General features: G+C 32.6%; 22 protein-coding genes and 1 riboswitch. Of the genes, 8 read left to right on the forward strand and 14 right to left on the reverse strand.

The genetic code is table 11. The annotated features are described in order from the left end of the window. Positions 1 to 117: 117 nt before the first annotated feature. From dapD to ACP7BT_RS02260, 7 genes are all read right to left on the reverse strand, one after another. Entirely contained in the window at positions 118 to 837 is a 720-nt protein-coding gene (gene dapD, locus ACP7BT_RS02230) for a 2,3,4,5-tetrahydropyridine-2,6-dicarboxylate N-acetyltransferase (RefSeq protein ID WP_002483322.1), read from the reverse strand. Positions 838 to 859: 22 nt separating this feature from the next. Then, entirely contained in the window at positions 860 to 1,582 is a 723-nt protein-coding gene (gene dapB, locus ACP7BT_RS02235) for a 4-hydroxy-tetrahydrodipicolinate reductase (RefSeq protein ID WP_041080544.1), read from the reverse strand. After that, entirely contained in the window at positions 1,579 to 2,466 is an 888-nt protein-coding gene (gene dapA, locus ACP7BT_RS02240; RefSeq protein ID WP_002483324.1) for a 4-hydroxy-tetrahydrodipicolinate synthase, read from the reverse strand. Before dapA ends, dapB begins: the two co-directional genes overlap by 4 nt. Position 2,467: 1 nt before the next feature. Then, complete coding sequence (locus ACP7BT_RS02245) at positions 2,468 to 3,457, reverse strand: aspartate-semialdehyde dehydrogenase (protein ID WP_041080543.1); 990 nt, start codon at positions 3,455 to 3,457, stop codon at positions 2,468 to 2,470. Positions 3,458 to 3,507: 50 nt separating this feature from the next. Next, a complete protein-coding gene (locus ACP7BT_RS02250; protein ID WP_011303136.1) occupies positions 3,508 to 4,716 on the reverse strand; it encodes an aspartate kinase in 1,209 nt (402 codons plus the stop codon). A gap of 82 nt (positions 4,717 to 4,798) precedes the next feature. Next, positions 4,799 to 4,977, reverse strand: a riboswitch (Lysine riboswitch). A gap of 180 nt (positions 4,978 to 5,157) precedes the next feature. Then, positions 5,158 to 5,988: an aldo/keto reductase gene (locus ACP7BT_RS02255; RefSeq protein WP_041080542.1), complete on the reverse strand. Its 831-nt coding sequence runs from the start codon at positions 5,986 to 5,988 to the stop codon at positions 5,158 to 5,160. Positions 5,989 to 6,208: 220 nt separating this feature from the next. Beyond that, entirely contained in the window at positions 6,209 to 7,813 is a 1,605-nt protein-coding gene (locus tag ACP7BT_RS02260; protein ID WP_002483328.1) for an ABC-F family ATP-binding cassette domain-containing protein, read from the reverse strand. Positions 7,814 to 7,957: 144 nt separating this feature from the next. Here ACP7BT_RS02260 and cvfB point away from each other — a divergent pair, with 144 nt between their 5' ends. The 6 genes from cvfB (at position 7,958) to phoU (ending at position 13,854) form a co-directional block, all read left to right on the forward strand. Further along, positions 7,958 to 8,857, forward strand: a complete 900-nt coding sequence (cvfB, locus tag ACP7BT_RS02265) for an RNA-binding virulence regulatory protein CvfB (RefSeq protein ID WP_041080540.1) — start codon at positions 7,958 to 7,960, stop codon at positions 8,855 to 8,857. 418 nt (positions 8,858 to 9,275) lie between these two features. Continuing rightward, positions 9,276 to 10,235 carry a PstS family phosphate ABC transporter substrate-binding protein gene (locus tag ACP7BT_RS02270; protein ID WP_041080538.1) on the forward strand — a complete coding sequence of 320 codons (960 nt, stop codon included), beginning with the start codon at positions 9,276 to 9,278 and terminating at the stop codon, positions 10,233 to 10,235. A 128-nt stretch (positions 10,236 to 10,363) separates the two neighbouring features. Next, positions 10,364 to 11,293, forward strand: a complete 930-nt coding sequence (pstC, locus tag ACP7BT_RS02275) for a phosphate ABC transporter permease subunit PstC (RefSeq protein ID WP_041080536.1) — start codon at positions 10,364 to 10,366, stop codon at positions 11,291 to 11,293. 1 nt (position 11,294) lies between these two features. Continuing rightward, the gene (gene pstA / locus ACP7BT_RS02280) at positions 11,295 to 12,212 is read left to right on the forward strand and encodes a phosphate ABC transporter permease PstA (protein ID WP_011303140.1); all 918 of its coding nucleotides are present in this window, start codon (positions 11,295 to 11,297) and stop codon (positions 12,210 to 12,212) included. 108 nt (positions 12,213 to 12,320) lie between these two features. Next, positions 12,321 to 13,196, forward strand: a complete 876-nt coding sequence (pstB, locus tag ACP7BT_RS02285) for a phosphate ABC transporter ATP-binding protein PstB (protein WP_011303141.1) — start codon at positions 12,321 to 12,323, stop codon at positions 13,194 to 13,196. Between the two features lie 7 nt (positions 13,197 to 13,203). Further along, positions 13,204 to 13,854, forward strand: coding sequence for a phosphate signaling complex protein PhoU (gene phoU / locus ACP7BT_RS02290; RefSeq protein WP_002483334.1), 651 nt, complete (start codon positions 13,204 to 13,206; stop codon positions 13,852 to 13,854). A 54-nt stretch (positions 13,855 to 13,908) separates the two neighbouring features. On the opposite strand, the gene pepF is transcribed toward phoU, so the two are convergent. Further along, the gene (gene pepF, locus ACP7BT_RS02295) at positions 13,909 to 15,720 is read right to left on the reverse strand and encodes an oligoendopeptidase F (protein WP_041080534.1); all 1,812 of its coding nucleotides are present in this window, start codon (positions 15,718 to 15,720) and stop codon (positions 13,909 to 13,911) included. Between the two features lie 249 nt (positions 15,721 to 15,969). Here pepF and ACP7BT_RS02300 point away from each other — a divergent pair, with 249 nt between their 5' ends. Then, positions 15,970 to 16,320, forward strand: a complete 351-nt coding sequence (locus tag ACP7BT_RS02300; RefSeq protein WP_011303144.1) for a membrane protein — start codon at positions 15,970 to 15,972, stop codon at positions 16,318 to 16,320. A gap of 76 nt (positions 16,321 to 16,396) precedes the next feature. Here ACP7BT_RS02300 and ACP7BT_RS02305 read toward each other — a convergent pair whose 3' ends face one another. Then, entirely contained in the window at positions 16,397 to 17,404 is a 1,008-nt protein-coding gene (locus ACP7BT_RS02305; protein ID WP_041080532.1) for a siderophore ABC transporter substrate-binding protein, read from the reverse strand. A gap of 923 nt (positions 17,405 to 18,327) precedes the next feature. Between ACP7BT_RS02305 and ACP7BT_RS02310 the strand changes: the two genes are divergently transcribed. Continuing rightward, the gene (locus tag ACP7BT_RS02310) at positions 18,328 to 18,849 is read left to right on the forward strand and encodes an HdeD family acid-resistance protein (protein ID WP_041080531.1); all 522 of its coding nucleotides are present in this window, start codon (positions 18,328 to 18,330) and stop codon (positions 18,847 to 18,849) included. A gap of 366 nt (positions 18,850 to 19,215) precedes the next feature. Here ACP7BT_RS02310 and ACP7BT_RS02315 read toward each other — a convergent pair whose 3' ends face one another. The 5 genes from ACP7BT_RS02315 to trpB form a co-directional block, all read right to left on the reverse strand. Continuing rightward, positions 19,216 to 20,475, reverse strand: coding sequence for an aminoacyltransferase (locus ACP7BT_RS02315; protein ID WP_041080529.1), 1,260 nt, complete (start codon positions 20,473 to 20,475; stop codon positions 19,216 to 19,218). Between the two features lie 27 nt (positions 20,476 to 20,502). After that, positions 20,503 to 21,765, reverse strand: a complete 1,263-nt coding sequence (locus tag ACP7BT_RS02320; protein ID WP_002483340.1) for an aminoacyltransferase — start codon at positions 21,763 to 21,765, stop codon at positions 20,503 to 20,505. Between the two features lie 361 nt (positions 21,766 to 22,126). Beyond that, positions 22,127 to 22,783, reverse strand: coding sequence for a type 1 glutamine amidotransferase domain-containing protein (locus ACP7BT_RS02325; protein WP_002483341.1), 657 nt, complete (start codon positions 22,781 to 22,783; stop codon positions 22,127 to 22,129). Positions 22,784 to 22,918: 135 nt separating this feature from the next. After that, entirely contained in the window at positions 22,919 to 23,644 is a 726-nt protein-coding gene (trpA, locus tag ACP7BT_RS02330) for a tryptophan synthase subunit alpha (RefSeq protein ID WP_041080527.1), read from the reverse strand. Then, positions 23,637 to 24,851, reverse strand: coding sequence for a tryptophan synthase subunit beta (gene trpB / locus ACP7BT_RS02335; protein ID WP_041080526.1), 1,215 nt, complete (start codon positions 24,849 to 24,851; stop codon positions 23,637 to 23,639). Before trpB ends, trpA begins: the two co-directional genes overlap by 8 nt. Position 24,852: the final 1 nt, after the last annotated feature.

Here is a 24,852-nt window from a genome sequence, read left to right on the forward strand (position 1 = left end):
AGTAAAATAAATATTGTCTCGTCTAAACCTCCTATATTCAACAAAATAATTCCGTATCATTTTGTGTAAAATACATACGGTAATATATAACTTGTATAAGTTTATATACTTAGTACTCTAGTCGTTTAATTTTCTTAGTGCCGAAACGATTTCACGTTTTGAATCTTCGACTTCAGTTGTTTGTTTAATCACTTTTGCTGGCGTACCAGCTACAACTGCGCCTGCGGGTACATCTTGAGTAACAATGGCACCAGCAGCGACAATGGCACCGGCACCGACACGCACACCTTCAAGAATGACTGCATTAGCACCAATAAGTACGTCATCTTCAATAACAACAGGTGAAGCACTTGGTGGTTCGATTACACCAGCTAAAACTGAACCAGCACCGACATGTACATTTTTACCTGTTGTAGCACGTCCGCCTAATGTAGCATTCATATCAACCATTGTGCCTTCTCCAACAACAGCACCAATATTAATTGTTGCACCCATCATGATTACAGCACCATCTTCAATAATGGCTTGTTCACGAATAAATGCACCAGGTTCAATACGTGCATTCGTATTTGTTAAATCTTTCAATGGAATAGCTGAGTTGCGTCGATCCATTTCAACTTCAATTTCATCAATAACTGATTGATTAGACTCATAAAATGGTTTCCAATCATCTGCTTCACAAAAAATAACTTTGGAATCAGATGAACCAAATACTTTAAAATCACTTGGGAAAGTAATGTTTTCAAAATCACCATTGATGTAGACTTTTAATGGTGTAGATTTTTTTGCATCACTTATATATTGAATAATTTCTTCTGCCGTTAAATGTTGTACCATAATTAAATTCGCTCCTTAGGGTTTATAAGTTATCAAATGTATAATAACCATTTTTATTTTGTACTAGTTTTTCTGCTGCGCCAATCGCACCGTTGGCAAATATATCTTTAGATTGTGCGCGGTGTGTAATTTCAATTGTTTCATCCGTACCTGCAAAAAGCACATCATGTTCTCCAACAATCGTGCCGCCACGAATAGAATGAATACCTATTTCATCTTGGGTACGTTTTTCAGTCGTTTCATGTCTATCATATACAGGCGTTGTAGTCTCACGTAAAGACTCAATAGCATCATATAATTTCACTAATGTACCACTCGGTGCATCAACTTTTTTATTATGATGTGCTTCTGTAAGTTCAATATCAAAATCTTGCAAGAGCGGTACAGCTGCTTCTAAGATTTTTGTAAGTGCATGTACACCATAACTCATATTCGCACTGAAAAACACTGGCATATCTGTACTCAACGCTTTTAATTTATCTATGATTTGTTCTTTCTCACCCGTTGTAGCAATGACAACTGGTAAATTAAAGTCTTCTTCTAATAATGGTAAAAGTAGTTCAGGATTTGAAAAGTCAATAGCAACATCCGCTTCTGTAGCCTCTGAAATATGTTCAAAAGTAGGGTAGGGATAGTGCTTTTCACTGTTTCTCACAATAACCCCAACGATTTCGTGATTTTTCTCTTCTGCTAACCTTGCTACGCGTTGATTCATAGCACCATATCCAATTAATAAAATCTTCATGAATTTCCACCTGCTTTAAATTGTTCGTAAGCTTGTTCTAATTTTTGGCGATCACTGTCTTCAAGTGTAACAAGTGGTAAGCGTACTTCATAGTTACCAAATCCTTCAACTGCTGTTAATGCTTTTACAGGAATAGGGTTAACATCTACTGCTAACGCATCTAATAACGTTTGAATAGGCTGGAATTGAGACTGTATGTTTTCGTCATTTTGTTTTGCATCATATAAAGATTGGAAAGCATTTGGAATAACATTGGCAACCACCGAGATAACACCGTGACCACCTTGATTGAAATAATCAACAATATTATCGTCGTTGCCACTATATAAAGCAAACTCATCTAAATTAAGGCGTTGTTTTAAGTCTTCTAAGTAATCAAAATCATTTGTCGCATCTTTTAATGCAACGATATACTCATTTTCACTTAAAGTTTCCACTGTTTCTGCATCGATTGTCATATTAGTACGTGACGGTACATTATATAATACAACAGGCAATTTCACTGCATCTGCAATTGTTGTAAAGTGGGCAATTAAACCTCTTTGATTTGTCTTGTTATAGTATGGTGTAATAAGCATAATCGCATCAGCACCAATTTCTCTTGCACGCACAGAAGCTTGAATAGACTTTTGAGTATTATTCGTACCAGTACCTGCAATGACAGGCACACGACCATCAACAACATTGACAACGACTTCTAAAATTTGATCCTTCTCTTCATCAGTTAATGTTGGATTCTCAGCTGTAGTACCATTGACTACGATTGATTTGGCATTATTATCTAGTAAATATTTCACATGTCTTCTCAATGCATCAAAGTCAACTTCATTGTGTGTAAATGGCGTTGCTAGTGCAACACCTACACCTTCAAATATATGTCCCATATTATTTTACTCCTTTCAAGCTCATAACTTGTTCAAGTATTTGTACTGCATTTAATGCTGCACCTTTTAATAAGTTGTCAGAAGTACACCATACATGGAAAGTATTGTCTAAGCTATCGTCACGACGAATGCGTCCAACAAAGATTTCATCTCTACCAGTTGAATGAATTGCTAATGGATATTCATTGTTTTGAGGATTATCTACAAGTACAACACGATCATCTTTTTCAAATAACTCTTGAATGGCTGAAACTGTTGCTTCTTTTTTTAATGTTACACTCATGTGTACACTATGACTGTCTTGTACAGGTACACGGACGCAAGTAGCTGTTACCTTTAAATGATCATCTTGTAAAATTTTACGTGTTTCATCAATCATTTTTTGTTCTTCTTTTGTATACCCATCTTCGAGAAAAGTATCTATATGTGGTAACACATTATTATAAATAGGGTGAGGGTATGCCTCTGGCGCTTTACCATTTGCTCCTTCAGCTAAATCTTGTTTACCTTTCACTCCTGAACCAGATACTGCTTGATAAGTTGTATATGCAACACGTTTTAATCCAAATGCTTCTTGTAATGGTTTAAGTGGCACAACAGATTGAATCGTAGAACAGTTTGGATTGGCAATGATTTTTCTATCTAATTTAGGTTCATTCACTTCTGGTACTATTAAATCGATACCTTCAGTCATTCTCCATTGACTAGAGTTGTCAATCACGATAGCTCCTGCTTGTTCGAAAATAGGGGAATAATGTTCACTTGTACTACCACCCGCACTCATTAATACATAATCAAAAGGTTCGCTAGCTGCTTCATCAGTCAATTCACGTACTGTGTATGTTTTACCTTGAAATTCAATTTGTTCTCCCGCTGATCGCGCTGAAGAGAATAATACTAACTCATCAAAGGCAATGCCTTTTCTATCTACTGTTTCTAACATTTTTCTTCCTACTAATCCTGTTGCACCTGCAATAGCTAATCTAGTCATATACAAAACACTCCATTTTTTATTAGTTGATTTTAAAAAGTTTTGAAAATTCAGATATCAAAAGCTTGATATAAAGTCTGTACAGCACGTTCACCGTTTTCAGCATCGATGACACATGAAATACTAATTTCCGATGTTGTCGTTTGATAAAATGAGATATCATTTTCAATTAAAGTAATAAATGCTTTTGAAGCTACACCAGACATATCTCTCATACCTGAACCTATTAAAGAAATTTTAACGTATTCTTCATTAATTCTGAAGTCCAAGGCACTAAAGTCTTCTTTTAAAGTTTCCAGTATAGATGAAATTTGTGCAACATCCGTATCTTTAATTGTAAAAGACATTTGTAAGCCTTCTAAATTAACAATTTGAGATATCATATCTACATTTACAGAACCATCTTCTAATTGACTGAATAATTTTGTGAGTAATTTATTATCTGGTAAGGGGTAACTAATTGTAACATGCATCATATGTGTATCTAATGCAACGCCTGTGACGGCTTTCTTTTCTAAAATTTCTGTTTGTGGCATAATCCATGTTCCTTTCACATTTGATAAAGTTCTACCTAAATATAGGGGAATGTTATAATTATTTGCTAATTCAACACTTCTTGTTTCTAATACGCCTGCACCTAAAGCACTCATTTCCATCATTTCTTCATACGATACATAATCGAGTCGCTTCGCATCTTTATATAGGCGAGGATCTGTAGCATAAACACCATCCACATCTGTATAAATTTCACAAGGCGTATGATTACTCGCAGCTAATGCAACAGCAGTCGTATCAGAACCTCCACGTCCTAAAGTCGTTACTTCTAAATCATCATTAATACCTTGGAAACCAGCCACAACAAGCACGTCATTTTCTTCAAATGCTTGTTCAAATGTTTCAGGATTAATTTCAGCTATACGACTTTTCAAATGGTGCCCAACCGTTTTGATACCAGCTTGATAACCTGTCATAGCTTTAGCTCGAACGCCAATGTCATTCAAAACCATCGATAAGTATGAAACGGTTTGTTGTTCACCAGTTGTGAGTAATAGCGCTAATTCTTGATCCTTTGGACTAGTGGTTAATGTAGATACATTTGCCATTAACTCATCGGTCGTTTTACCCATAGCACTTACTACGACAATAAGTTGTTCTCCTTGTGCAATTCTCAAACTTAACATCTCAGCTATATTTTTAATTTTAGTAAAATCACTAACTGAAGAACCACCAAATTTCAAAACACTTCTTTCCAAATTCATATCCTCCTCGTTGAATAGGGGAGAATCACAGTTATATAAAAAAAGAACAAGTCCGAAATGCGAACCTGTTCTATATTATATATACAAGTGATGCACTCCATTATCTTAAAATAATGACAGACTCTTAGCTCTTAACCATAAAGTCCAACATGTTATAAGCTGCTATTATAACCGTTTCGGCATCTCACCCTTTCAAAATTAGCTGCTAGCAGTCAGATTCTTCTAATCTTTACTAATGATTGATGCGCCTCATCAAAACCTTATTAAATTTTTGTTTATGTTTCACATTATACATAGGCTTACATGTACTGTAAACCGCTTTTCTTTAATTTTTTAAATTTACTGAAAAATATGACATTTAAGGAGTGTTTTTTACCTCAAGAGTGTAAAATGATATCTTTTTGAGGTGTTGCTTTTTTAAAACACAAAATGATGATTCTTTTAAAATTCCTCGTACGATGCCGGATCTTGACCTTTTAGTCGGCCATCTTGCTGTGTCAGACTATTAATTTTATCAATATCTTGTTGTTCTAAAGTAAAATTAAATATATCTTTATTTTGAATTTGTCGCGCAATCGATGTTGATTTAGGAATAGGGACAATACCATTTTGTACATGCCATTTTAAAATGATTTGAGGGATTGTTTTATTATATTTTTCTGCTATAACAGCAATATCTTTATCCTTAATCACCTCAGATGCACGACCTAAAGGACTCCAGGCTTGTGTAATGATGCCTTTTTGATTATGATATTCAATCATGTCCTGCTGATTAAAATAGGGATGCAGTTCAATTTGATTAACTACAGGCAACACACCTGTTTCTTTTTCTAAATTTTCAATATGTTCTGGTAAGAAATTACAAACACCAATAGATTTTATCAAGCCAGCTTTTTGCGCATCTATCATTGCTTGCCATGCTTCTACATACTTGCCTTGTTTAGGATTAGGCCAGTGGATTAAGTATAAATCTAAATACTCAACACCTAAACGATAGATTGATTCTTGAATCGCAACCATAGCTGCATCATAATCTTGATAACGACCTGGTAATTTTGAAGTAATGATAACTTGATCTCTTGTCACATGACTATTGTCAATCGCTTTGCCCACAGTACCTTCGTTTTCATAATTATATGCTGTATCTAACAAGCGATATCCTTGATTTAATGCATTCGTTATTGCATGTGCACCATGCGCACCATTAAGCTTATATGTACCAAATCCAATTTGAGGTAATACTTGACCGTCAATCATATTTAAATTTTTCATTTAAAAATTCCTCCTACAGTTAATTAATTATAATTATATAATTGTGAAAATGCTTTTTAAAGCAATCGGCCTATACCTCTTTTTAAAGTAGGGGAATGAAAAAACGTGACAAAAGTCTATTTTCAAAAATGTGATGTCATAACTACAATAATTAGGTGATGATATGAAAAAAACGTCTAAAACATTTATTTATGTCTTAGACGCTTAAATATGATTACAATTATTTAGCTAATACACCAGTTTCTTCTAAATAGGCTTCATAAGAAATCTCTTTTGAAACTGCACCAGCAGGATTTAAATCAATAACACGGTTCGCGATTGTGTTAATAAATTCAAAATCATATGACGTAAAGATGATTGAACCTTTGAAGTTCTTTAATCCATCATTTACCGCAGTAATACTTTCTAAATCTAAATGGTTTGTCGGTTCGTCTAACAATAGCACGTTTGCACTTGATAGCATCATTTTACTTAGCATACAACGTACTTTTTCTCCACCTGAAAGCACACTTGCTTTTTTCTTAACTTCTTCACCACTAAATAGCATACGTCCTAAGAAGCCACGTAAGAATGTTTCAGTTTGTTCGTCTTCCGGTGCATACTGACGTAACCAATCTACTAGATTCATGTCTACACCTTCAAAGTAGTCAGAGTTATCTTTAGGGAAGTAACTACGTGAAGTTGTGACACCCCATCTTACTGAACCTTCATCTGGTTCCATCTCACCAGCTAAGATTTTCAATAATGTTGATTTAGCAAATTCACTATCTCCAATTAATACAGCTTTATCATTAGGATCCATTGTAAATGAAATATTGTCTAGAACTTTAACACCATCAATTGTTTTTGAAAGGTTTTCTACAAACAATAAGTCATTCCCAATTTCACGTTCTGGAGTGAATTTAACAAATGGGTAACGACGCGATGAAGGTTGAATATCATCGAGTTCGATTTTTTCAAGTTGTTTCTTACGACTTGTTGCTTGTTTTGATTTTGAAGCATTTGCAGAGAAACGCGCAACGAAATCTTGTAATTCTTTGATTTTTTCTTCTTTTTTCTTATTTTGATCTTGTGCCATTTTCATTGCTAATTCACTAGATTGATACCAAAAATCATAGTTACCAACGTAAACTTTAATTTTCCCATAATCTAAATCGGCAATGTGAGTACATACGTTATTTAAAAAGTGTCTGTCATGAGAAACTACAATAACTGTATTTTCAAAATTAATTAAGAAATCTTCTAACCAACTAATTGCAGGGATATCTAAACCATTGGTAGGCTCATCTAGTAGCAATACGTCTGGTTTACCAAAAAGACTTTGAGCCAATAAGACTTTAACTTTTTGATTATTTTCTAATTCTGACATTGTTTTATCTTGTAAATCTGCTTTTATACCAAGACCAGATAGTAGGGAACCAGCATCTGCTTCTGCATTCCATCCATCCATTTCTGCAAATTCGCCTTCTAATTCTGCTGCTCTAATACCATCTTCATCGCTGAAATCAGGTTTCATATAGATCTCATCTTTTTCTTTCATAACAGCATACAAACGTTCGTGACCTTTAATAACAACATCTATAACACGTTCATCTTCAAATGCAAAATGATCTTGTTTTAATACTGCTAAACGTTCATTTTTCCCCATTGAAACATGACCAGTTTGTGCATCTAATTCTCCAGATAAAATTTTCAAGAACGTTGATTTACCTGCACCATTTGCACCTATCAAACCATAGCAATTGCCATCTGTAAATTTAATATTTACATCTTCAAATAGCTTACGATCGCCAAATCGTAAACTTACATCAGTAACTTGTAACATGCATTTACTCCTTTTCGTTAATCTACCGCACAAATTATAACACACTTATCTTGCACTTTCGACCTTTCGCGCTAGACTAATGCTTGTTTTCCTATAGCATGTTATAATATAGAAGAATAAATTTTATGAACGAAGGAGAAAAGTATGGCCCAAGATGAAAAAGATATTGTAGGTTCAATAGAATTCCTTGAAGTTGTAGGTTTAGAAGGTTCCACTTACAAATTAAAAGGACCCAATGGTGAAGAAGTTAAATTAAACCAATCTGAAATTAATGATGAAGATGAATTACAAATAGGTGAAGAATATAGCTTTTTTGTATATCCTAATAGATCAGGTGCATTATTCGCTACTCAAAATATGCCTGACATTACTACGAATAAATATGATTTTGTAAAAGTTTTAAAAACTGATAGAGATGGTGCACACGTAGATGTTGGGTTACCACGAGAAGTACTGATTCCTTGGGAAGATCTTCCGAAAGTTAAAGATGTTTGGCCAGTACAAGGTGATGAACTATTTGTTACTTTACGTATCGACAGAGATAACAACATGTTTGCTCGATTAGCGACAGAAACAATCGTTGAACAAATGTATACACCTGTGTTCGATGACGAGAAGCAAAACCAAGTGATAGAAGCAAGACCTTATCGTTTACTAAGAATTGGCAGTTTCTTACTATCTAAAGATGGTTATAAAATATTCGTTCATGAAACAGAACGTAAAGAAGAACCTCGATTAGGTGAAAATGTTAGCGTTCGTATCATTGGTCATAATGAAAAAGGGGAACTAAATGGCTCATTCTTACCCTTAGCACATGAGCGATTAGATGATGATGGCCAACATATATTTGACTTATTAGTTGAATATGATGGGGAGTTACCTTTTTCAGACAAATCTAGTCCAGAAGCAATCAAAGAAATATTTAATATGAGTAAAGGCTCATTCAAGAGAGCAATAGGCCATCTTTATAAAAATAAAATTATCACGATCGAAAGTGGTAAAATTGCCTTAACCCAAAAAGGTTGGGCAAGAATCGAAAAATAGTTTCTTCTATTATAAAGCAGTGAACGATTGAATTAATGAAATTTAAATCATACTTCATTATTTAAGCATTTTATTACAATTGCTATTCATTGATTCAGTAAAACATCATACAGCAATCAATATTAAAACCTAAAAATACTACTTTTTTTGTAGTTATTTTTAGGTTTTTTTGTATTTTAACATTACAAATTCAAAACTTCTGTAATATTAAAAGAGGAGTATAACGTTGATTTAAAGCGATTTTTGAACCAAAGTGATCACTTAACATTACAAATATAAATATTGTAAACAACAACAATAATTCCTTAACAAAACATTTACATTATCTATATTTGTATTTAATAAAAGGTGTGTAGTATAGAGACTGTAAGAAATACATATAACTTTTGGGTTATTCACTTATTAGGAGGATGTTTCAATGAAAAAATGGCAATTATTTGGTACTACAGTAATCGGTGCTTCACTTTTATTAGGTGCTTGTGGCGGCGGAGGTAACGCTGATTCAGGTAAAGGCGAAGGAGAAGTTAAAGGCGATGGCTCATCAACAGTAGGTCCAATCATTGAAAAACTTAACGAAAAATTTGCTAAAGATAATAAAGATGTAACAGTATCATCAGGTACTTCAGGTACAGGTGGGGGATTTGAAAAATTCATCTCAGGTAGCACTGATTTTTCAAATGCATCTAGACCAATAAAAGATGAAGAAAAGAAAAAATTGGATGACAAAGGTATTAAATACGATGAATTCAAAATTGCTCAAGACGGTGTAACAATCACAGTCAATAAAGATAATGATTTCGTTGACGAACTTACTAAAGAACAACTTAAAGAAATTTACTCAGGTAAAGCTAAAACTTGGAAAGATGTAAATCCAAAATGGCCATCTAAAGAGATCAAAGCTTACTCACCTGACCAATCACATGGTACTTACGATTTCTTCACTGAAGAAGTTATGGACAAAGGGGATATCAAAGCAGAGAAAAATGCTGATACAAATGTAATTGTACAATCTGTTCAAAAAAATGAACAAGGTATTGGTTACTTCGGTTATAACTTCTATGAACAAAATAAAGATAAATTAAAAGAAGTTAAAGTTAAAGATGATTCAGGTAAAACAACTGAACCAACTAAGAAAACTATCCAAGATGGTTCATATGCATTGAGTAGACCATTGTATATCTACACTAACGAGAAAAAATTAAAAGATAACAAAGGATTCCAAGACTTCATGAAATTTGTTCTTGAAGACAAAGGTAAATCAGCTGAAGATGCAGGATTTGTTGCATTACCTAAGAAAGACTACACAGAACAACAATCTAAATTAGATGACATCATTGGTAAAGATAGTAAAAAAGACGACGACAAAGACAGTAAATAATTATAGTAAGATCGTTTAGGGTTGGGATTCTGGAATGGGGCAAAGTTAGATTCGTACGCTACTTTGTCATTTTTCCAGACCCAACTTTTTTTAAATAATTGGGAATTTACAAGAAGGAAGGAATTCACATGGCGAATAATAATCTTTCCGTAAGTGAAATGATTGAAAAAAACAACGCTAAAAAGAATGGTACAAGCGATAAAATTGCACCGGTCATTTTAGGAATCATTGCAGTTTTTTCTATTTTAGCAACTATCGGAATTATCGTGACACTTTTAACTGAAACAATTACATTCTTTACACGAGTTTCATTTGCAGACTTTTTCCTAACAATGGACTGGAATCCATTTTCATCAACACCTAAATATGGTATTTGGGCATTGATTCTAGGTACATTGAAAATTACAGTTATCGCGACTATTGTAGCTGTACCAATTGGTTTAGGTGCTGCACTTTACTTAAGTGAATATGCTTCAAGTAGAGCAAGAAGCATTATCAAACCTATACTAGAAATCTTATCAGGTATTCCAACAATTGTATTTGGTTTCTTTGCACTTACATTCGTAACGCCTATACTACGTTCTGTCTTTCCAGAACTAGGTAGTTTCAACTCTATCAGTCCCGGAATTGTAGTAGGTGTCATGATTATACCTTTAATTTCAAGTATGAGTGAAGATGCTATGTCATCTGTACCAAATAAAATGCGCGAGGGTGCTTTAGGCTTAGGCGCTACTAAATTTGAAGTTGCAACTAAGGTTGTTTTACCTGCTGCAACATCAGGTATCATGGCTTCAATTGTATTAGCAATTTCTCGTGCAATCGGTGAAACGATGATTGTATCATTAGCTGCAGGTAGTACACCGTCTGCATCATTAGATTTAACAGGATCTATTCAAACAATGACTGGTTATATCGTGCAAGTAGCAACAGGTGATGCGACATTCGGTTCAGATATTTATTACAGTATTTATGCAGTAGGTTTTACATTATTCTTATTCACATTAATTATGAACTTAATTTCACATTGGATTACGAAACGTTTCAGAGAGGAGTATTAAAATGGCTGAAGTTAACAACAATAGTAAAGCACTTGTCGATCAAAACACCGTTGAAAAGAAACTCTCTGGGAGATTGTCGATAAATAAACTTAATAAGTGGGCATTCTTTGCATGTACAATGATCGGCTTACTCGTCTTAGCGGCATTAATTATTGATACTTTAATTAAAGGTGTTGGACATTTAACTCCTTCATTCTTTACGAGCTTCTCATCTTCAACACCATCAATGGCCGGCATCAAAGGCGCCTTGATTGGTACTGTATGGTTGATGATTACAATTATTCCTATTTCTATTATTTTAGGCGTAGGTACAGCAATTTATTTGGAAGAATATGCAAAAGATAATGCATTCACAAGTTTCATAAAAGTAAGTATCTCGAATTTAGCTGGTGTACCATCAGTCGTATTCGGTTTACTAGGCTTAACAATTTTTGTAAGAGGTATGGGTATCGAATCATTAGCACTAGGTAATTCCATATTAGCTGCCGCACTCACGATGTCACTGCTTATCTTACCAGTAATTATTGTTGCGAGTCAGGAAGCAATCAGAGCAGTACCTAATTCAGTAAGAGAAGCATCATATGGATTAGGTGGTAATAAATGGCAAACAATACGCCGTGTAGTCTTACCAGCTGCAATCCCTGGTATTTTAACTGGATTTATCTTGGCACTATCACGTGCGTTAGGTGAAACGGCACCTTTAATTCTAATTGGTATCCCGACAGTATTATTACAATTACCATCAAGTATCTTTGATCAGTTCCAAGCTTTACCAATGGCTATATACAACTGGGCGAAATTACCACAAGCAGAATTCCAAAACGTCGCATCAGCAGGCATTATCGTATTGCTCGTCATCTTATTATTGATGAACGCAATTGCTATTTTCTTAAGAAACAAATACAGTAAAAAATTCTAATCGTACTCAAATATAAAGTGTATTTAACCAAGGCTAGTCTACTGGGAATATACTATGGATATTAAATCTATAGTCTGGCTAGCCTTATATAAAAAAGGAGTTTTAATTATGGCTAATAAACAAATAATTGATAAAAATGATGACTTACAAGCACATACAGATCGCAATGATAAACCTATTGCAACAATTGAATCGAATCATAAAGAGAACAAAATTCCAGATAGTGAAAAGAAAATTGTCTATTCTACAAAAAATTTAGACTTATGGTATGGCGAGAATCACGCACTTAAAAATATTAACCTAGACATTCTAGAAAATAATGTCACTGCTATTATAGGACCATCAGGTTGTGGTAAATCAACATATATCAAGGCTTTAAACCGTATGGTAGAACTTGTACCATCTGTTAAAACTGCAGGTAAAATTTTATATCGTGATAAAAATATTTTTGACGACAAACATTCAGTAGAAAAATTAAGAACAAATGTAGGTATGGTATTCCAACAACCAAATCCATTCCCTAAATCAATTTACGATAATATTACGTATGGTCCAAAAATCCATGGCATTAAAAACAAAAAAGTTTTAGATGAAATTGTTGAAAAATCTTTACGTGGCGCTGCAATTTGGGATGAGTTAAAAGACCGCTTAGATACAAATGCCTATAGCTTATCAGGTGGTCAACAACAACGTGTATGTATTGCACGTACATTAGCAATTGAACCAGATGTTATTTTAATGGATGAGCCAACATCTGCATTAGATCCAATTTCAACATTAAAAGTTGAAGAATTAGTACAAGAATTAAAAGAAAAATATTCAATTATTATCGTTACACATAACATGCAACAAGCAGCACGTGTATCAGATAAAACAGCATTCTTCCTTAACGGCTATGTAAACGAATACGATGATACAGATAAAATCTTCTCTAATCCTTCTGATAAACAAACTGAAGATTATATCTCAGGTCGTTTCGGTTGATTAATCTATGGCTATAATCAGACAAAAATACGAAGGCCAACTCGATGATTTAATGAAAGATCTGCGTCGGCTTGGTCTTCATGTATATCATAATATTGAATTTGCATTAATGTCGTTAAGTGAAGAAGATAGAAACTATGCAAGAGAATCTATTGCAAAAGATAAAAATATTAATGAACTTGAAACTGAAATTAATGAAAAAGTTATTATGCTGATTACTAAACAGCAACCAATTGCTACTGATTTAAGATTGATGATGGCAGCATTAAAAATTGCTTCTGATTTTGAACGTATAGGAGATAACGCTGCTAATATTGCTGAAATTAGATTAAGAGCAAAGATTATAGATAAATATGTGCTAACAAGGCTCAACACAATGGGTAAATTAGCATTGTTAATGTTAAAAGATTTAAATGATGCGGTTAGAAACAATGATATCACACTTATTAAAGAAATCATTGAACGCGATGAGGATATTGATGATCTATATAAAAATATTGTTAACACTACCTATCTCATTGATAATGATCCTTTTGTTGCCGGACAAGCGCATCTAGCAGCACGTCATTTAGAACGCATCGGAGATCACATTACGAATATTGCTGAAAATATATATTTCTTTATTACTGGTAATCGTTACGAATCTTACAATAAATAACAAAGAAAAGCGCAGTGAGTGTGAAATTGATTTTCTACTCACTGCGCTTTTCTTTTATTGTTCTGCTTCAATTTCGTCTGTCAGCATTTCTAATTCGTCAACAAGCTTGCCAATATAACCAATGGTTGATTTCAATGGCGCATCTGTTCGAATATCAATACCTGCAATGTCAGCTAATTCAACTGGTGATTTACTGCCACCAGCTTTTAATGTTTCTAACCATGCATCGACGGCAGGTTGGCCTTCAGTTTGAATACGTTGTGACATAACTGTACCAATAGTTAATCCTGCAGAATAAGTATAAGAATATAACCCCATATAATAGTGTGGTTGTCTCATCCAAGTCAATTCTGTACCTTCAGTTAATTTCACACTATCTCCAAAAAATTGACTATAAACATCTAACATAATTTGATTTAACACAGGTGCTGTTAACGACTCACCATTGTCGACTTTTGTGTAAACTTCTCTTTGATAGGCTGCTTCTAGTAAATGTGTAACCATATTATGATAATACGTTCTAGAAATAATTGAACCAATTACCCAACGTTTAAACTTCGGATCATCACTATTTTTAAATAAATAGTTAGACATCAACATCTCATTCATTGTAGAAGGTGCTTCAACAAAATACATTGATGCTTCTGATTCCAAATAATTTTGGTGTTTTTGCGCTAATGTAAAATGGCCAGCATGACCCAACTCATGCGCTAAGACAAATGTTTCAGTCATTTTACCTGTCCAAGAAATAAATACATAAGAATGTGAAGCATAAGGACTTGCACAATAAGCGCCTGTATCTTTACCTTTGTTTTGTGCAAAATCAATCCATCTTTCTTCATATGCAGCTTCGACCATCTTCAAATAATCTTGTCCAAGTACATCTAATGCACCATAGATATATTGTTTTGAGTCCTCTATGGAAATCTCTGGCTCATAATTTGGATCAATAGATACTTTTAAATCTTCAAAGCCCATAACATCAAGACCGTGCACGCGTTTGATTAACTTAGCATATTTTTGCATAATAGGCGCTAAATCACTCATAATTACATCAATTTGTCGATCAAACATATCACGTGTAACTTCTTGGTCTTGTAATAAGTAATCAATAACCGACTCGTAGCCCCTTAAATCAGCTTCAATTTTTTCTTGTTGAACTTGTAAATTATAAGTTGCTGCTGTTGTATGCTGATATTTACGTAGCGCATCACTAAAATATTTAAAGCTTGTTTCTCTAAAACCTCTATCCGGATTATCTTCGTATTCATTTTCAAATGTTGCATAATCTAAAGGATAATTTTGATTATTGTGCTCAAATGATTCAAAGTCAATATCTAGCGTTTTAGTTGTTCCATATAAATCAAAAGCACCGTCAAAAGTAGGGGATAAACTAGCTAAAACTTTTTCAACTTCTGGAGATAATTTATATGCTTTTTTAGCTTTAATTTTTGTTAAAAAATGTGGATATTGTGATGTTTTAATTAATTCATCTAATGTCGTATCTGAAAGTTCGATAATCTCTGAAACAACAAATGATAATTCACTTGCTATCTTTCCATAGGAAGTTGAAAATTTAGCACTCAATGTTTGTGCTTGTTCATTAGCCGTATCGACACTTAAATTCAATTCGGCGTAATTTGCCATTCTGTCCAATTGAATTAATATATCAGAATATGCATTGAGTGCAACTTCAATCATTTCAGCATGATTCAAACGTTCTGTATATTGTTTATTAAATGCTTTGGCTGCTTCTAAAGTTTCATCTAACACTTGATAAAATGCTTCATCAGAACTAAATAATTCAGTAATATCCCAAGTTTCGTCTTTAGGGACATCACTTCTAAACTGTAATGTTCTAGTCATTTAATCACTCCTTCACATAATTTAGGTTTCATATTGATTATACATGAAAGACGATAACAAAGCACAATTGCAAGTTTAATTATCATTGAAACAGGGAAGGTAATTAGATGAAATGTATGGAATCTTTTGTCTTTAAAACAAAAGATTAGTACATACTACTATAGTCCGAATAAGATTGTGGTAAATTGTAGTATAATCTTAATCATTAAGTTAAAATTACAAACAAAAGATATGTAAGGAGTGCAACACATGACAATATTTGATATGCCTAATTATTTATGGATTTCAGTAGTTGCTGTGATATTAGTAACTATTTTCTGTAATCTAGCTTTAAATAAATGGTTTGTCCCAGCTGTATTAACAATCGTCGTATTAGGAATAGCTGCTTTCTTGATTCCTAATTTTGAAGATATTACATATGAACCATTATTAGGATTTGCGGCATTTATGGCTGTAATCAGTTTAATTATTAGTTTCTTAATTTGGTATTTCACACGCAATTGGAGACGAAGCCGTCGCGAGAAAAAAGCGAAAAAAGAAATTCGTAAACGTGGTGGTATTCCTAAAGATGAAATTGAGAACTATCGAGAAAAAAGATAGATATAATAAAAGCCATTGTAGTGGGTTACATTACAATGCCTTTTATTATTGCCACTAAATAGGATAGTGGGGAAGATTATTTAAATGCTTTCTGTATTTGTTCAAGTTGGTCGATGGTTAATTTGATACCACCTTCACCGAAAAACCAACTGTTTGCTTCAAATAATGTAACGTCATTATTTTTAATTGCCTTTGAATTTTTTATAACATCATTCTGTAACGCTTGCGGCATACTTTCACTTTTTACATTTCCATGTTTAGTTCGATCAATGACAAATAATTTGTCTGGATTCATTTCATTTAAATATTCATTTGAAATAAGTATACCACTTGAGTTCGGTTTCATTTTTTTATCAGCATGTTTAATGCCTAAATCTTCATTTAAAAAACCACCGAATCTACCAGTAGTACCATAGGTTTTTATACCTTTATCATCTACATTTAGAAATAATACAGATTCATTTTCAATTCTTTTTTTAGTTTCAGCAACCTTATCATCCAGTTCTGTAATTAATGCCTTTGTTTCTTTTTGCTTGTCAAAAATTTTACCTATATTTTCAGTATTTTTCTTAATTGAAGCTATGTAATCATCGTTTTGAGGACTAATAAAAACAATTTTAGCATTTGGTACAGCTTTTTTCATTTCTTCTAAAGTTTTAGTATGTGCTTGCCTGAAAGAAGCAAAAACAACATCTGGTTTAGATTTTGCTAATTTATCGTAATTAGGTTGACCTGGGTTGCCAATATTGTTGTATTGGCTGCTTTTAAATGCTTTTAGGCTGTCTGGTAAAAATGAAGCACCTTGACCCTTAGCAATAGCAACGATATGGTCTTGCAATTTTAATTGTTGCATCACATCTAACACACCGTAATCCATTACTGCAACGCGTTTAGGATTAACCGGAACCTCTACAACTTCATGCTTAATTTCGCCTTTATTATGATCTTGATTTTTATCTTTAAACTCATAAGAAGTTTCAATTTTAACTGTTTCTTTAGATGCTTTATTACTTTGGGTATGACTACAAGCACCTAAAAATAAAAAGCAAAGGGCGGTTAATGCAATACATATAAACTTATTCATATACAATCTCTCCTTTAATATAAAAGTTAATTATATATTAATTGAAAATCATTATCAATTAGAGATTTTAGAAATACTAAATGATTGTGTGAAGTTCATAGCAATTTCGAATTAACATACCAATGCAATGATTAAGTCTAATGATCAAGTTTAATGATTAAGTCTACAGGAAATAACACATATGAGATTATCAATATACGTATAATTATCATATTAAAGAAAGTCAACGAGCAATAATGATTTAGCAAATTATAATCAAGCTAAAACAAAGTGAAGCATATGTAATGTATTCATATTAGCATAGAAATTATATAGATAGTACAAGCATGTACTAAGAAAAAGGGTTCCGAAATTGGAAAATATCTCAATATACATAACTTCCTATAATATATATTATGTAAACTAAAATACAGAAAATATTTTTACTGGAAAATTATTATGCTTTCATAGCATTTAACCTTAACTTAGTAACTATAATGAATTACCTGATTTTTATACTTAATTGTTCTGTTTAATGTTACGTATGATACACATGATTTTAAATTTGATTCTCACTTAAGTTATCTATTTGTAAATCATTTCTTTGTTATAGATAATTTCAACACTTATTGTTATGACTACAAATGGCCATTTCATTTTAAGTTACTTATTTGCAATCACATGAACAAGTACCCACAATATCATTTTAAAATGCTCAGAAATGCAAATCTCAGCGCCTATGTTTAACGCTTACTAAAATAATTACTAAATAAGATATCCAATCGCTATCACAATCTCAGTAATCCTTAAATAAATGGTTTTTATTAAGTTCAAACTACATTATAGGTTTACATAATATAAATATGATAATCTTAAAATCTTTTAGTGTTCCTTTTCTTTTTTTGGGTATATACTGTTTAGAGAATATTTTAGGAGTGAAATTTATGCAACGATCTTCAGGTATTAAATGGTCAAGTTTGATCATTGGTGTTATTTTCTTAGTTATTGGCGTATTTATCGTTAGTTTTCCAGAAGAAAACTTATTTGCTATAACTTGGTTAATTGGTCTTTTATTTATTATTAATGGTTTTATAGAAATTTTCATCCGTCGTATAATGAAAAAAGCGACACAAAGGGGCTCCAAATTACTGATTATACTTGGTATAATTAATATAATCATCGGTTTGTTAATCCTATTTAATGTCGTAACGAGTACAACCTTTATTATTTATTTATTTGCTATTTGGTTTATTATTAATGCTATTTTCAATATATTCACCGTAACACCAGCTGAAAAGTCGAATAAAGCTTTCCATACTTTTTCAATTTTACTAAATGTAATTGAAATTGTTTTTGGTATTATTTTATTATTCAACCCGTTAATCGCTGCGGTAATTATTGCTATATTTATGTGTATTGTATTCTTTATCATAGGTATCACATATATTATTGATGCTTTGAATTAATTTAATATAGCAAATGAAATTTTATATTTTAACTAGGGCGCTTAATCATAAAAATCAAAAACCATAAAAACCATGTTGTGATTTGTCGAATTACAACATGGTTTTTTTAACCTATTTTATTACTTACACCGAGTAAATATATATATTTTTTATATTTACTTTTTTAAATCATTATGCTATTGTTATATTGATATTATATAATTTTATGCTATACTAAAAAATGTGGCTAACAACTAGAATCAACCTCATAGAATATGCCACATACTAGATTACCGTTATATTGGAAAGCCATCCTTTTATAACGAATCCTAAACAAAAGAAAGCATACTGATATACGCTTACAACCAGTATGCTTTCTTTTTAATATTATTTTTTAATTTTCTTTCTAACATTATTCAACGTATTAAATAACCAATATTTCGATTTCTTAATTGGTTTATAGAAATCACCAATCAATTCCTCAATTTGTACGTTAAAGCCTCGTTTAAAGCGATATACACCGTAATCTTCGCTATTTTCAGTAAAGTCACCTGATAGACCATAGAAATTATAACGACCATAGCCATGATCAAAGCAATAATTCATCATATACCAGTGCATCATATAGGGTCCCATATATTGATTATATTTTTCTGATGAACCACCTGAGAAATAATTCACTTCATATGCATTTGCAAAATAAACACCCGCGGCTAAGTTTAAAACAGCACCGTCAGTTAGTCTTAACTCACTCGCATGAAGTAATTCTTTTTTATCATGTTCAATCTGTTTGTCTAGCTCTGCAATTTTCTTCAATTGCTTATCAGATTTATTCTCATTTTGCATCATTTTATCGCGGCGTGATTCTTTTTCATTAATGCTTTCTTGAGTATGATTAATATATTCATCCAAATCAATGTATGCCAATGGGATTAATGCTTTATCACCGTAATTGTCTATAAAGTTATAAAAGTATTCATCCGTTTTAGAAACAAAACCAGTACGTTCTTCTGTTTCACGATACAATTCTAAGAAAATATCAAATTCATCTCTTGTTAGTAACCTTACCTTCACGCCAAAATTAATTGCCTTGTTTATATTACGTTTTCTTTGGCTATCAAATTGTTTTTTTAATGAAGCTGGTGTTTCACCATCAAGGTTTAATACGCCCATCCATCTAACTTGGCTAGATGTATCATACGATGTTGTAAATCCGTGATGTATATAACGATGAGATTTGAATAAATTAACGAGTGCATCATTCTTATCATGATTAGGTGATGGATTAATATCCTTATCATATATTTGATAAATCCAATATGGATCCATTTTGACATATAAACAATTATGCTGTTGCAAATAAGTGTCTAATTCACGTAAATAGAAATCTACTAACCCCAAATCATTATAATCCATAACTGGACCGCGATTTGAATAATAAACATAGCTTCCCATTGTAGGAATTTTAGAGAAAAGACTAGCAGCAATAACTTGATTATCGTCATCTTTTAAGCCTAATAATACAACTTGAAATCCATCTTCTTCCCTTGTCGCAATATTTTCTTTCACTTGAAAATAATGACTCTCTAATGCTGGATTCTGTACAAAATTGTCATATTCTTTGACAGTTAACTCTGTAAATTTCATTCTAGCTTAGTTCCCTTCTATTTATGTTTATTTCTTTTTATCCTTAATTTTTTTCAATGTCGTATAAATTTTGTACATTGGCTTATTAATCGGTTTAATAAAATCACCAACATATTCTACTACATCTGCATTAAAACCTTTTTTAAATTTAACAACACCTGCATCTTCTGCATCTTCAGTAAAATGACCACTAATACCATAAAAATTATATCTATCTATATTATGATCTATAGCATAATTAATCATCTTCCATTGTATTGCATAACTACCAGCAAAATGTCTAAATTCATTAGATGTACCACCTGCATAGTAAACGACTTCATAAGGATTAATAATAAAGTAAGCTGCAGAAATCGGTAATTCGTTACCATGCTTTTCTTGTAACGCAGTGGCTTCATCTATTTTTTGTTGGTTTGCAATCAGTTGTTGTTCTAAATTTTCTTTTTTATTATACGCTTTTTTATTTTCTGGTCTTTTTTCTATATCCTTAACTGCTTTATTTATATCTTTACTTAATACTTCGCGTTCAGCCTTTAATTCTGTTATATATTCATCAAAATCCATATAAGCTAATGGGACAAGCACACGATCTTTATAATACCTTAACCTATTATAATAAAAATCGTCATCTCTATCGTCAAAATCCTTTGTTTCAGAAGTATCTTCCATGAATGAGCGGAATATTGGCAACTCATCTTCACCTAAAAATCTTACTTTCACACCATTTTTCTGTACTTTTTTAGTATTTCGTTTACGTAAACTATCCATACCATTAAGTACGTCTTTAGCAGTTTTTCCAGCTAAATCTAAAACAGAATGGAATCTTATTTGAAGTATTGGGTCAAAGCCAGTTAAAAAACCTTCATGCTTATAACCGAGTTGTTTCATTTTATCAAAAATCCAATCGTGACCCGCATTTGCTAATACTTCACCATCATGATTACGATATTGATAAGCAAGATAAGGATCTACTCGTAAATATAAGGCATTATGTTTTTTTACATATTTTGCTAATTCGTTAAAGAAGTAATGCACGAGTTCTTTATTTTCAAAATCTATGACTGGACCTCTATTGGAATAAAAATACTTGAAGAATTTCATAACAGGCACAGCTGTAAGTAAACATGCTGCAATTACTTCATTATCATTATTCTTAATTCCTACTAGGTGTGTTTCTGTACTTTCTGCAATTTTCAATTCATAATTTCCAACCATTTGCGTAAAATGACTATTCGGCATTTTATCCGTAAATGCACCGAACTCTTTTGCAGTTAAATTCGTAAATTTCATTTTTTATATACTCCTATTTATCTATAGTTCTATTTTCGAGTTTAATTCTCAATCTAGATTATTATACAATATTCATTTATAAAACTAAATCATTAGCCTGTACATAATCTTTCTAATGCAATGATTACACTGCGTTTTATGTATTATTTAATTATATCACTACTTTTATTTTAACAAAGCGTAAGCATTTATTCATATTTAACATGTTAGATTTATAATTTAATTATGAATAACTTTTGGTTTTATTACCTTAATTATATATTTACTGTCATCTTCACTTAATTTATTTGTAAATACATGATAAAACCGGAGAACTTATCTCGTTCTCCGGTTTTATATTATTTCAATAAAAAGTTTCTAATTATAAAGCATCTCTGATTGCTTTACCTATTGCTACACTTGATTGTGGATTTTGACCAGTGATAAATTGGGCATCAGATTCAATATGCTCTGTAAAATCATCTTTTGTCACAAACTTAGCACCTTGATTTTCCAATTCCGTTTGAGTTAAAAATGGAACTTTGTCTTCTAAGCCCATCGTACGTTCTTCATTATCTGTAAATGATGTTAATGTAACACCTTTAACTAAGAAATTGCCTTGTTTATCTTTGGCACCCACAAATGCACTTGGTCCGTGACATACTGAAGAAATAATTTTCTTTTCTTCTTTAAAGTCTGCAAGGATATCTGCTAATTGTTGGTTATGTGCAAAATCAAATACGGTACCATGTCCACCAGGTAAATAGACTGCATCGTACTGTGATACATCAATATTTTCAATACTTGGTACTTGTTTTAACTTTTCAACAAAATTAGCATACTGATTTAATTCATCATTTTGTGTAGAATTTGGATCTAATGGAATTTCTCCACCTTCAATCGACACGATATCCACATCAATACCTGCTTCTGTTAATATATTATAAGGTTCGCTCGCCTCTTCTAACCATAGTCCAGTTGGCGTGCCATCATCATATTGACTTCTACTCGTAATTATGAATAATACTTTTTTACTCAAATTAAGTCACCTCTTTTAAAAATAAAGGTATGAACGATAAATAATACCAACGATACTATTTATCTAACTCTTCCTCTGATATCATATTACCCTTATTTTTAATGCATACACATAAAAATATATGACAATCTTTGCTTAATTCAAGACATTTCTTATTGTTTTTAAATACTCAATGGTAGTTTGTTTATCGTCATTTTCAAAGCGTTTTACTATTTCACTACCTATCACTACGCCATCTGAAGCTTCAATAATATCTTTTACATGTGCTGCTGTTCTTATACCAAATCCAGCTACTACAGGAACTTCAGTATGTGCTTTTATATCTTTAATTCTATTTTTTAGCTCTGGATGAAATTTACCATCTTCGCCTGTAGTCGCATTCATCGTTACAGTATAAATAAATCCTTCTGCATCCTTAGCTATTTGATGACTTCTAGTGTTTGAAGTTGTCATAGCAATTAATGAAATAATATTTGTTTTTCGTTCTGGATGACGCGCTTTAAGTTGTTGCACCAACTCATGAGGCAAATCAGGTATGATCAAACCATACACACCTGCTTCTTCACAAGCATTCAAAAATGCTGATTCACCATAATGATTTATGATATTGTAATATGTCATTAACACATACTTACTTTGAATCTCATCTTGATTTTCTGTAAGTTGATCGAAAATATATTGTATATTAACGCCTTCTTGAATTGCTTTATTACCAGCATTCATGATTACCGGCCCATCAGCAACAGGGTCTGAAAATGGAACACCCACTTCAACTATATCTGCACCTGCTTCACTTAGTGTTTTTACATTTTCAATAAAGTCTCTGTTGCCCATAACATAAGGTACAAATAATTTATGCATGCGTGTCACCCTCCTGTTTCATATAATTTCTGATCGTTTCCATATCTTTATCACCGCGGCCTGATACTGTAACCACAAGTATTTCATCTTTACGCATCGTAGGTGCCAATGTTTCTACATAACTTAAGGCATGTGCACTTTCGATAGCTGGTATGATACCTTCCGCTTTAGTAAATCGCACTAAAGCATCCATCGCTTGTTTGTCACTTGCAGTAGCATATTTCACTCTTCCAATGTCATGATAATATGAATGCTCTGGACCAACGCCAGGATAATCCAATCCTGCAGATATTGAGTGTGCTAATTGTATTTGACCATCATCATCTTGAATTAAATACATTTTTGTACCATGTAACACGCCTTCTTTACCTTTATTTATAGCAAGCGCGTGTTTATCTGAATCTATTCCGTCGCCCGCTGCCTCAACACCGTAAAGCTTAACATCATCCTTTACAAATGGATAAAACGTCCCGATGGCATTAGAACCACCGCCTACACATGCGACAATAGCATCTGGTAATTGACCTTCTTTTTCATGAACTTGTGCTTTAATTTCTTGACCAATAATTTTTTGAAAGTCTCTTACAATAGTAGGAAAAGGATCAGGTCCCAGTGCAGAGCCTAGCAAATAATGCGTATCATCAACATGGCTTACCCAGTACTGTAATGCTTTATTGACTGCATCAGATAATGTGCCTTGTCCTTCAGTGACTGATTCCACTTTTGCGCCTAATAGTTCCATTCTAAACACGTTTAATGATTGTCTTTTGATATCTTCTTCACCCATAAACACAACGAGTTCCATATCAAATAAGGCAGCTACAGTTGCACTAGCAACACCATGTTGCCCCGCTCCAGTTTCGGCTACTAATTTATTTTTTCCCATGCGTTTAGCTAACAGTGCTTGACCAAGTGCATTATTAATTTTATGTGCACCCGTATGGTTTAAATCCTCACGTTTCAAATAGATTTTTGCACCACCAAGTAATTCCGAATAAGACTTAGCATATGTTAGCGGTGTTTCACGACCTACGTAATCTTTTAAGTAATCATCAAGTTCTATCTGAAATTGAGGATCATTTTTAGCGTCCTGATAAGCTTGTTTCAATTCTTGTATTGCGGGCATTAATGTTTCTGGTACATATTGTCCACCATAATTACCGAAAAAACCAAATGCATCTGCTTCTGTTTGTATATTTTCAATCATA

The sequence above is a fragment of the Staphylococcus sp. Y174-1 genome, from assembly GCF_049897865.1.
GTDB classification, from domain to species: Bacteria; Bacillota; Bacilli; order Staphylococcales; family Staphylococcaceae; genus Staphylococcus; species Staphylococcus saprophyticus.

Excerpts from the sequence above, each read along its gene's own strand:
- dapD (WP_002483322.1), bottom strand. The coding sequence starts at position 837 with ATGGTACAACATTTAACGGCAGAAGAAATTATTCAATATATAAGTGAT.
- dapB (WP_041080544.1), bottom strand. The coding sequence starts at position 1,582 with ATGAAGATTTTATTAATTGGATATGGTGCTATGAATCAACGCGTAGCA.
- dapA (WP_002483324.1), bottom strand. The coding sequence starts at position 2,466 with ATGGGACATATATTTGAAGGTGTAGGTGTTGCACTAGCAACGCCATTT.
- ACP7BT_RS02245 (WP_041080543.1), bottom strand. The coding sequence starts at position 3,457 with ATGACTAGATTAGCTATTGCAGGTGCAACAGGATTAGTAGGAAGAAAA.
- ACP7BT_RS02250 (WP_011303136.1), bottom strand. The coding sequence starts at position 4,716 with ATGAATTTGGAAAGAAGTGTTTTGAAATTTGGTGGTTCTTCAGTTAGT.
- ACP7BT_RS02255 (WP_041080542.1), bottom strand. The coding sequence starts at position 5,988 with ATGAAAAATTTAAATATGATTGACGGTCAAGTATTACCTCAAATTGGA.
- ACP7BT_RS02260 (WP_002483328.1), bottom strand. The coding sequence starts at position 7,813 with ATGTTACAAGTTACTGATGTAAGTTTACGATTTGGCGATCGTAAGCTA.
- cvfB (WP_041080540.1), top strand. The coding sequence starts at position 7,958 with ATGGCCCAAGATGAAAAAGATATTGTAGGTTCAATAGAATTCCTTGAA.
- ACP7BT_RS02270 (WP_041080538.1), top strand. The coding sequence starts at position 9,276 with ATGAAAAAATGGCAATTATTTGGTACTACAGTAATCGGTGCTTCACTT.
- pstC (WP_041080536.1), top strand. The coding sequence starts at position 10,364 with ATGGCGAATAATAATCTTTCCGTAAGTGAAATGATTGAAAAAAACAAC.
- pstA (WP_011303140.1), top strand. The coding sequence starts at position 11,295 with ATGGCTGAAGTTAACAACAATAGTAAAGCACTTGTCGATCAAAACACC.
- pstB (WP_011303141.1), top strand. The coding sequence starts at position 12,321 with ATGGCTAATAAACAAATAATTGATAAAAATGATGACTTACAAGCACAT.
- phoU (WP_002483334.1), top strand. The coding sequence starts at position 13,204 with ATGGCTATAATCAGACAAAAATACGAAGGCCAACTCGATGATTTAATG.
- pepF (WP_041080534.1), bottom strand. The coding sequence starts at position 15,720 with ATGACTAGAACATTACAGTTTAGAAGTGATGTCCCTAAAGACGAAACT.
- ACP7BT_RS02300 (WP_011303144.1), top strand. The coding sequence starts at position 15,970 with ATGACAATATTTGATATGCCTAATTATTTATGGATTTCAGTAGTTGCT.
- ACP7BT_RS02305 (WP_041080532.1), bottom strand. The coding sequence starts at position 17,404 with ATGAATAAGTTTATATGTATTGCATTAACCGCCCTTTGCTTTTTATTT.
- ACP7BT_RS02310 (WP_041080531.1), top strand. The coding sequence starts at position 18,328 with ATGCAACGATCTTCAGGTATTAAATGGTCAAGTTTGATCATTGGTGTT.
- ACP7BT_RS02315 (WP_041080529.1), bottom strand. The coding sequence starts at position 20,475 with ATGAAATTTACAGAGTTAACTGTCAAAGAATATGACAATTTTGTACAG.
- ACP7BT_RS02320 (WP_002483340.1), bottom strand. The coding sequence starts at position 21,765 with ATGAAATTTACGAATTTAACTGCAAAAGAGTTCGGTGCATTTACGGAT.
- trpA (WP_041080527.1), bottom strand. The coding sequence starts at position 23,644 with ATGCATAAATTATTTGTACCTTATGTTATGGGCAACAGAGACTTTATT.
- trpB (WP_041080526.1), bottom strand. The coding sequence starts at position 24,851 with ATGATTGAAAATATACAAACAGAAGCAGATGCATTTGGTTTTTTCGGT.